This window comes from Bacillus sp. JJ1521 (assembly GCF_036965165.1).
Lineage (GTDB): Bacteria > Bacillota > Bacilli > Bacillales > Bacillaceae_L > Ferdinandcohnia.
In genome coordinates this window covers 155-9,733 of record NZ_JBALOX010000099.1, presented here as the reverse complement: position 1 = coordinate 9,733, position 9,579 = coordinate 155, and the positions used below count along the sequence as shown (strand labels likewise).

8 protein-coding genes are annotated in these 9,579 nt (G+C 37.3%); all 8 read left to right on the top strand.

The genetic code is table 11. The annotated features are described in order from the left end of the window. Positions 1-1,055: Na/Pi cotransporter family protein (locus V7147_RS14435; RefSeq protein WP_335368548.1), on the top strand; the 1,055-nt coding region annotated here is incomplete at its 5' end. A 53-nt stretch (positions 1,056-1,108) separates the two neighbouring features. After that, positions 1,109-1,591 carry a DUF456 domain-containing protein gene (locus V7147_RS14430; protein ID WP_335368547.1) on the top strand — a complete coding sequence of 161 codons (483 nt, stop codon included), beginning with the start codon at positions 1,109-1,111 and terminating at the stop codon, positions 1,589-1,591. A gap of 170 nt (positions 1,592-1,761) precedes the next feature. Further along, positions 1,762-2,370 carry a superoxide dismutase SodA gene (sodA, locus tag V7147_RS14425; RefSeq protein ID WP_335368546.1) on the top strand — a complete coding sequence of 203 codons (609 nt, stop codon included), beginning with the start codon at positions 1,762-1,764 and terminating at the stop codon, positions 2,368-2,370. 416 nt (positions 2,371-2,786) lie between these two features. After that, positions 2,787-4,073: an MFS transporter gene (locus V7147_RS14420; RefSeq protein WP_335368545.1), complete on the top strand. Its 1,287-nt coding sequence runs from the start codon at positions 2,787-2,789 to the stop codon at positions 4,071-4,073. A gap of 155 nt (positions 4,074-4,228) precedes the next feature. Then, complete coding sequence (locus V7147_RS14415) at positions 4,229-6,376, top strand: peptidoglycan D,D-transpeptidase FtsI family protein (protein WP_335368544.1); 2,148 nt, start codon at positions 4,229-4,231, stop codon at positions 6,374-6,376. Positions 6,377-6,586: 210 nt separating this feature from the next. Next, entirely contained in the window at positions 6,587-7,579 is a 993-nt protein-coding gene (locus tag V7147_RS14410) for a PstS family phosphate ABC transporter substrate-binding protein (RefSeq protein WP_335368543.1), read from the top strand. Between the two features lie 108 nt (positions 7,580-7,687). Next, positions 7,688-8,629: a phosphate ABC transporter permease subunit PstC gene (gene pstC / locus V7147_RS14405; protein WP_335368542.1), complete on the top strand. Its 942-nt coding sequence runs from the start codon at positions 7,688-7,690 to the stop codon at positions 8,627-8,629. 2 nt (positions 8,630-8,631) lie between these two features. Beyond that, the gene (pstA, locus tag V7147_RS14400) at positions 8,632-9,516 is read left to right on the top strand and encodes a phosphate ABC transporter permease PstA (protein WP_335368541.1); all 885 of its coding nucleotides are present in this window, start codon (positions 8,632-8,634) and stop codon (positions 9,514-9,516) included. Positions 9,517-9,579 lie beyond the last annotated feature (63 nt).

Below are 9,579 nucleotides of genomic sequence, written 5' to 3'. Positions count from 1 at the left end.
GTGCAACGATTGGTATATTACAGGGATTATTTGGTGAGGGTTTATTAGACATTTATGCGGCATTACCCGTTTTGTTTGGTGATAATATCGGGACAACAATCACTGCTGTATTAGCATCAATTGGTGCTTCCGTTGCCGCTAAACGAGCTGCATTAACACATGTCTTATTTAATATTATAGGAACAATCATATTTTTGATTATTCTTGGACCGTTTACAAGCTTTATATCATATTTACAAATTACATTGCATTTAAATCCGGAAATGACGATTGCATTTGCGCACGGTATATTTAACGTAACAAATACGATTATCCAATTTCCTTTCATTGCTGTTTTAGCTTTTATTGTAACAAAGCTAATTCCAGGAGAGGATTCACTTATTGAATACAAGTCAAAGCATCTTAACCCTGTTTTTATCGAACAGTCTCCGGCAATTGCATTAGGTCAGGCAAAAGAAGAGATTGTGCGAATGGGCGGATTTGCAGTTAAGGGATTAGAGGAATCAAATACATATTTAAATGAAAAATCACAAAAATTTGCAGATACAGCTCTTCAAATTGAAGATGCTATCAATAATCTTGATAAAAAAATCACGGAGTATTTAGTGAAAATTTCATCCAGATCCCTTTCGCCACAAGAATCAATATTACACTCCATGTTAGTAAACACTTGTCGTGATATTGAAAGGATTGGGGATCATTTCGAAAACGTAGTAGAATTGGTTGACTACCAAATTTCAACTAAAGTAAAGCTAACAGGAGATGCGTTAGAAGACTTAAATGAAATGTTTAAATTAACGAATTATACAGTGAGTGAGGCAATTCAATGTCTGCAAAATAATGATCGTACTTTAGCGATTCATGTTGTTAAACAAGAGGAAAAAATCGATTCAATGGAGCGATCATTACGTAAGAAACATATTCTTCGTTTAAATGAAGGTAAATGTTCGGGACAGGCGGGTATTGTATTCGTTGACTTCATTAGTAATTTAGAGCGCATCGGTGACCATGCTGTAAATATTGCCGAAGCCGTTCTAGGCAAAAGGCATCTTTAATATTTTATGAAAACATGGCTTTTGCCTTGTTTTTTTAAAAGGGAGGCAAAATCGTGGGATTTCTAATGTGGACAATCATTATTATTTTGTTTGTAATTGCATTTGTAGGGCTTGTTTATCCAATCATTCCGAGTGTGCTTTTTATCGCAGGTGCATTTCTAATATATGGATTTTTTCAAGGCTTCGATTCGTTGACAATATGGTTCTGGGTGATTGAAGGGCTTTTTCTACTTCTTTTATTAGGAGCAGATTATGCTACTAATTTACTTGGTGTAAAAAAGTATGGTGGAAGCAAAGCGGCCGTTTGGGGGAGTACGATTGGACTTCTTGTTGGACCATTTGTGATTCCGATTTTTGGTATTATCATCGGTCCATTCCTTGGAGCATTTCTAGCGGAACTACTCGTCCATAAAAAGGATCTAAAGGATTCTTTTAAAAGCGGAATAGGTTCCCTCATTGGTTTTCTAAGTGGTGTTCTTGCAAAAGGAGTCATTCAAGTCCTCATGATTATTTATTTTTTAATTGTCGTGTTTTAAGTATAAAATCAAATCTTCAGTGGAATCTTAGTTCTGGTGTTAAATAAATAACAAAGCTTTTTATTTGAAAGATTATACTAATTTTGGTAATCTAACAAGTGAGGGCTGCTGAAAGCGAATTCGTTTTCAAAAGGTTCTATATTACATATATTATTAAGGAGGAATTTACCATGGCATACGAATTACCACAATTACCTTATGCTTATGATGCATTAGAACCACACATTGACAAGGAAACAATGAACATTCATCACACTAAACATCACAACACTTACATTACTAATGTAAACAATGCGATCGCTGGCAAAGCTGATTTAGAAAGCAAATCAGTAGAAGAACTAGTTTCCAATCTTGATGCTGTTCCAGAAGATATTCGTACAGCAGTAAGAAACAATGGTGGTGGACATGCAAACCACAGCTTATTCTGGACAATACTTTCTCCTAACGGTGGCGGTGCGCCAACTGGTGAATTAGCTGATGCAATCAACAGCAAATTCGGAAGCTTTGAAGCATTTAAAGATGAGTTCTCAAAAGCAGCTACAACTCGTTTCGGTTCTGGATGGGCTTGGTTAGCTGTTAACAATGGTGAGTTAGAAGTAACTAGCACTCCAAACCAAGACTCTCCATTAATGGAAGGTAAAACTCCTATTCTTGGTCTTGATGTTTGGGAGCATGCTTACTACTTAAACTATCAAAACCGTCGTCCTGATTACATTTCTGCATTCTTCAATGTAGTTAATTGGGAAGAGGTAGCAAACCGTTACAGCGCTGCAAAATAATGATGATTAAAGCCAGTGGACTTGTCCACTGGCTTTTTTGTTTTTGTCTAGTTCCAGCGCCTAGCTCCTCTCTGGTCTAGCCAATCCGTCAAGAAGGATAAAAGGCATCCTTCTCGCCGGCTTTTCTTATGCTTGTAGGACTTGCACAGGACGTGCTGATATCGACGTTTGCCACAGGACGTGGCGGCGTTAGTCGATGGTTCGCTTTTCAAGGCGCTTGCACTTTTGTTCATGGCTAGCTTAAGCCGCCATCGGATCGAGGTCATAAGCTAATCGCTTCTGAAGGCAAAATGCGCCTTCTGTCAGCGCTTGTCTTATGCTTGTCGCCGATGGGCGGGCGCCTTAAGCTTTTCTTTGTATATCTCCATTTTTTTATCACACAATAATGGTGTAGATAGAAAAAGGGGAGTCAGCAAATGTCTCGTTTTAAAAAGGTGCTCGGTAATGTACCCATACACAAGGATTTAATTTTGTTACTTGTGATTGGGGGATTATATGCACTAAGTATCGCATTATCAAACACATTCGTAAACGTGTACTTATGGAAGCAATCAGGTGATTTTAAAGATTTAGGCCTATATAATTTAGCGGTCGTCGTTTTACAACCGTTAACCTTTATACTTGCAGGGAGATGGGCCAAAAAAATTGATAGGGTGATCGTATTAAGGCTTGGAGTTTCATTTTTAGCCATTTTTTATATCACTGTTTTGTGGATTGGTGAAAACGCCTCACAATATTTGTTAATTTTGGGAGCTCTGCTTGGGATAGGTTATGGTTTTTACTGGCTAGCTTTTAATGTCTTAACCTTTGAAATTACAGAGCCAGAAACACGTGACTTTTTCAATGGTTTTTTAGGGTTACTTGGTTCATTTGCAGGAATGATTGGTCCCATTGCAGCGGGAATCATCATTTCATCAATGGAGAGCTTTACCGGCTACACCGTTATATTTGGAATTTCCTTAGGTTTGTTTACCGGTGCAGTTGTGCTTAGCTTTTTCTTGAAAAGGCGTAGAGCTGAAGGAGATTTTGTTTTTAGGCGAATACTTGATGAACGCAAAAATAATTCAAATTGGAAGAATATCCTACATGCTCACTTTTTTCAAGGAATTCGTGAAGGCACATTTGTTTTTGTCATTTCCGTCTTTGTTTTTGTCGCAACTGGAAGTGAGTTGGCATTAGGAAAATTTGGATTAATAAATTCAGCCGTATCCTTCTTGTTCTACTTTCTAGCAACGAGGTTAATCAAAAAGAAAATGCGCAAAAAGGCAATTCTTGTTGGTGGTTTAATGGTTTATCTTGCTATATTTGCGATTCTTTTTGATGTAACCTATGCAAGGCTGATTTTATATGGTGTTATTATTGGGGTGGGTTATCCAATTTTGCTTGTTCCATATAATTCTTTAACCTATGATGTTATAGGTAAGGGGTGGAGCGCAAAAGAGATGAGGATCGAATATGTTGTTGTAAGAGAAATCTATTTAAATCTCGGCAGGATTTTATCAATAGTATTATTTCTGATCGCAGTCACCTTTTTTGATGAAAAGCAAAGTATTCCATTTCTTCTAGCTATAATTGGGGCAGGACATTTACTGCTTTATTTTCCAATTAGGCGAATTAAAACACCCGAAGCAGCTGGTCCAGTTCAATCCAAATCGGCTGCAAACCGTAAATTAATTGAAGGCGAGGGTGGTTCCACAGCTTAACCATCTAGCCAATATTTAATCATGGAAAAATGTTTGAGTTTCTTTTACAATAGAAAGAAAGGCACCTGGTCTGGCTGGGTGCCTTTTTTATTCATAAGCATTCATTCATATGCTAAAATTAAATATAGGCTAAAAAATAAAGGTAGTTGATGTTAATGATGAAAAAGAAAAAATCACATGTTCCCTTTCGTTTAAATATGTTATTTTTTGCTGTCTTTTTACTTTTTTCAGCTCTCATATTAAGACTTGGGGTTGTTCAAATTGTTCATGGTGAGAAATTTCAAAAAGAAGTAGATAAGACAGAAAACGAAGTTGTAAATCTTCCTGTACCAAGGGGAAAGATTTATGACAAAAATGGAAATGTCATTGTGGATAATAAAGCATTAAATGCAATCACTTATACACGTGCAAGAGGAACAAAGCAAGAGGATGTGCTTAAGGTTGCGGAAACCCTTGCTACGTTAATTGAGATGAAGACTGATAAAGTAACAGAACGTGATCTGAAGGATTTCTGGATACTAAAAAATCCTGATGAGGCTAAAAAGAAAGTAACTGAAGATGAATTACAAAAAGAGCAAGATGGAGATTTATCCAGTAAGGAAATTTATAAACTCCAAATTGACCGGATTACAGAAGAAGATATTAATACGATAACTGAACCTGAGTTAGAGGTAGCGGCTATTTTCCGTGAAATGACTAAGGGCTATGCACTAGTCCCTCAGATTGTGAAAAATGAAAATGTGACCCCAGAGGAATATGCGGTTGTCAGTGAAAACCTTGAGAGACTACCCGGTGTTAATACGACAACTGATTGGGTTAGAGATTACAAATATGAGTTTACCTTAAAATCCATTCTTGGTAGAATCTCTGATACAGATGAAGGTCTTCCAGGCGATAAGTTAGATTATTATTTAGCCCGTGGATATAACCGTAATGACCGCGTTGGATTAAGTTACTTAGAGGAACAATATGAATCCGTACTACATGGTCAAAAGGCTAAAGTGGAAAATGTCATTAAAGGGAATGCTGTTCAGGAAACAATTGTGATTTCAGAAGGACAAAGGGGAAGTGACCTTGTCCTTACCATTGATATGGAGCTGCAGCAAGCAGTTGAACAAATCATTGAAGAGCAGATGTTAGAAACTAAACAAAAGAGTGGTACACAGTATCTTGACCGCGCATTTGTCGTCATGATGAACCCTAAAACCGGAGAAATTTTAAGTATGGCTGGTAAGGTCTATGCAAGAGGGGAAGACGGCAAAATGGGTTTCCAGGACTATGCACTAGGTACTATGAATGCCGCGTATGAGATGGGGTCCACTGTCAAGGGCGCCACCATGCTAACTGGTTATGATACAGGAGTAATTAATATTGGTTCAAGGTACTATGATTCACCAGTAAGAATTAAAGATACTCCTGTAAAGAAGTCATGGAAAGACTTAGGGGATACTAATGACCTTAAAGCACTTGAAATGTCATCTAACGTATATATGTTTAAGACGTTCCTAGATTTAGCAGGTGGGCATTATGTCCCCGGTCAATCGATTTCGATTGATTATGATGCATTTCGTACCGTTAGAAATTATTTCAGTCAGTTTGGTTTGGGTGTGAAGACAGGTATTGATTTACCAGGCGAAACGACAGGATTTCCTGGGTCACAACTTAATCCTGGTCTTTTAATGGACTTAGCAATTGGACAATATGATACCTATACAACTTTACAATTAGCACAGTATGTGTCTACGATTGCGAATGATGGCTACAGAATGCAACCGAAGATTGTAAGGGAAATTCATCAACCAACAATGGATGAGAATGAATTAGGTCCGATTCAAAAGCCATTTGAACCAACCGTATTAAATAAAATCGATATAGATCAGAAATATTTCGATCGGGTCCAGCAAGGATTTAAATTAGTTTATCAAGGATCAAGAGGAACAGCTCGTGGGTCATTTGCACGTAAACCATATAATGCTGCTGGAAAAACAGGTACAGCTCAATCGTTTATTAACGGAGTGGAGGCTGTTAATAGTACACTTGTAGGGTATGCTCCTTTTGATAATCCTGAGGTGGCATTTGCGGTCGTAATTCCTTACGCGTACTATGGAAAATCATCAAATAATATGAACCTTACAGTTGGGGCAGCAATTTTAGATAAATATTTTGAGCTAAAACAAACGAGAGCCACACAGCCTCAACAAGAAACACCAAACCCAGAATCAGACACACAGGAAGAAACACAAGACACAGATACAGAGCAAGAAACACCAGCTGGTGAAGATGAAGCACAAGGAACTGAATAATTATGAAGTAAAGCCTAACGGATTTTCGTTAGGCTTTTTTCTATGCAATTTTACGGTAATTATACTTTCGACAAAAAGTGGGTGAATTCATCATTTTATTTAAATTTACAAAAGCTTTACATTCAATTCATACGAGATTAATAGTTTGAGATTATTCTAATACATGTAAGATAAAACAAAACAAACTCACTCTTAGGGGGAATAAAGGAAATGAAACGCATTAAGTTCTTAGGTTTAGCAATGATTGCATTTGCAATGCTTGTTTTAGCAGCATGTGGAAATGGAGCCAACACAGAAAAAGAAGAAGAGCCACAAACAGGTAATGAAAATGCAAGTGCTGAAAAATTAGAAGGTAGCGTTGTAATTGATGGATCCGGAACAGTATTTCCTTTCATGTCCAAGATGGCAGAAAATTATATGACAAATGAACAAGAAAATGTATCAGTAGAAGTTAGCCGCGCTGGAACAAGTGCTGGATTCAAAAAGTTCTTAGTTGCTGAAGGCGGAACAGATTTCAATGATGCATCACGTACAATTAAAGAAGAAGAAGCAGCTACTGCTAAGGATCTTGGAATCGATGCGAAAGAATTAAAAGTTGCTCTTGATGGTTTAACATTCGTTGTAAACCCTGAAAATGATTGGGCAGACGAGCTTACAAAGCAAGAAGTAATTGATATTTTCTTAGAAAGTGCTGGTAAGAAAAATTGGTCTGATGTACGTTCTGATTTTCCAAATGAGCCAATTAAAACATACGGTCCTAACGAAAACCATGGTACGTATGAATTCTTCTGGGAAAAGATTTTGGATGAGCAAGATCTTGTAGCTTCAGCAAATCTTCAACAAGAATACTCAACATTAGTTGATTTAGTATCAAAAGATAAAAACGCAATTGCTTTCTTCGGATATGGCTATGCAGTAAATAACAAAGAAAAAGTGAAAATGGTAAAAATTGATTTTGGTAACGGTGCAGTTGAGCCTAGCCTAGAAACAATTGGTGAAGGTGATAGCTTTGCATATGGAGCATTTACTAGACCAGTATTCACTTACCTTAATGTAAACATGGCTAAAGAAAAGCCACAAGTATTAGACTATGCAATCTATACTATGAAAAATGCAGCTGAAGTTGCAGCAGAAACTGGATTCGCTCCACTTCCAGAAGATGAATTACAAAAATTAGTTGGAGAATTAGAAGGTTTAAAATAATAGTTTCAAAGTGAAGATGAGAGAAGGAATAGCTCTCATCTTCAACCTGATTATAGATAGAAAAATCATTTTTGGTCTTGATAAATGTTGAATTGAAGGGAGTTTATCATGAAGGAAGGTTCTAAAGCTTTAAACGTAAGAGAGCTGATTGCTAAAAACAAAAGCAATAAAAGCATAAACACAGTAATTGAAAAAGTCATTCCAAAAGGATTACTTTTAATTGCTATTATCTCAATTTTAACTACTGTAGGTATTGTCTTTACTCTTCTATTTGAAACATTCGAGTTTTTTAAACGCGTACCATTTCTCGACTTCTTTACGGGTACAGTGTTAAAACCCCTTGGCGAAAATGCTCAATTTGGGGTATTACCTCTATTAACAGGAACAGTTATTTCATCGGCTATAGCAATGATAGTTGCGATCCCTGTCGGTTTGATGTCCGCCATTTATTTGAGTGAATATGCTTCAGATCGAGTAAGAAGAATTTTAAAACCAATTCTTGAAATTCTTGCGGGGATTCCCACAATTGTATATGGTTTCTTTGCTTTAACGTTCGTGACACCTCTATTACGATCTATTTTTCCTAGTCTTGAACCGACTAATATTCTTAGTCCAGGTATCGTAATGGGAATCATGATCATTCCAATGGTTGCATCCCTATCAGAGGACGCAATGAGCGCCGTGCCGAATTCCATGAGGGAAGGTGCACTTGGTCTAGGCTCAACTAAACTTGAAGTAACCTGGAAGGTTGTTATTCCTGCTGCAATGTCTGGAATCATTGCTTCTTTCGTTCTGGGCATATCGAGGGCAATCGGGGAAACGATGATCGTTACGATTGCGAGTGGAAGCTCAAAGAACTTTACATTTGATATTACCCAATCAATGCAAACAATGACGGCTTATATTGTTGAAGTAAATGGCGGCGATGCACCTGCTGGATCAACCATTTATTATAGCCTATATGGGGTAGCAATGACCTTATTCGCATTTACACTAATCATGAACTTACTTGCTCAATATATTTCTCGCAAGTTTAAGGAGGAATATTAAGAATGAAATATGTGGATACAGCCCAGGTGCAGAAGAAATTAAACACACGTTTAATGACAAATAAAATTGCAAAAACGATCTTTTTAATCTCAGTATTATTCAGTTTAGTAGTTTTGTTAATACTATTTTATCGAGTCATCTCCCAAAGTATTGGATGGATTGACATTCAATTTTTAACGAGTAAGCTATCAACTGTAGCTGAAAACGCCGGAATCATGGGTGCGCTCCTAGGAACCCTTTGGTTAATGATTGTTGTAGCACCAATTACACTTTTTCTTGGTGTTGGTACAGCGATTTATCTTGAAGAATATGCAAAAAAAGGACGCCTTCAACGCTTCATACAAACGAATATTTCAAATCTTGCAGGTGTTCCGTCAATTGTATTTGGAATTTTAGGTCTTACCGTTTTTGTTCGTGGCTTCGGTTTAGGGAATATTGTCTTAGCAGGTGGGCTAACAATGTCACTATTAGTTCTTCCGATTGTGGTTGTTGCGAGTCAGGAAGCAATTCGTGCAGTTCCTAGCTTCTTACGTGAAGCTTCCTACGGAATGGGCGCAACAAAATGGCAGACTATCAAAAATGTTGTATTACCTGCCTCAATACCAGGAATTCTAACAGGAGTTATTTTGGCACTTTCAAGAGCAATTGGCGAAACTGCTCCACTTGTTGTTATTGGGATTCCGGCTTTACTAATTCCACTTCCAGATAGTGTTTTTGACAAATTTACAGTATTGCCGATGCAAATCTATTATTGGACACTTGATTCTGCCCTAGTGGCTGAATATGCGAACTTAGCTGCAGCAACAATTGTGATCCTACTAATCGTTCTATTTTTAATGAACTCTATTGCAATCCTGATTCGAAACAAATTCCAAAGAAGGTACTAACTTTATTTTGCAGTAGTCGTAAATTCTGCAAAAAAAGTTAAAGCCTCTGGCGGATGCCACGAT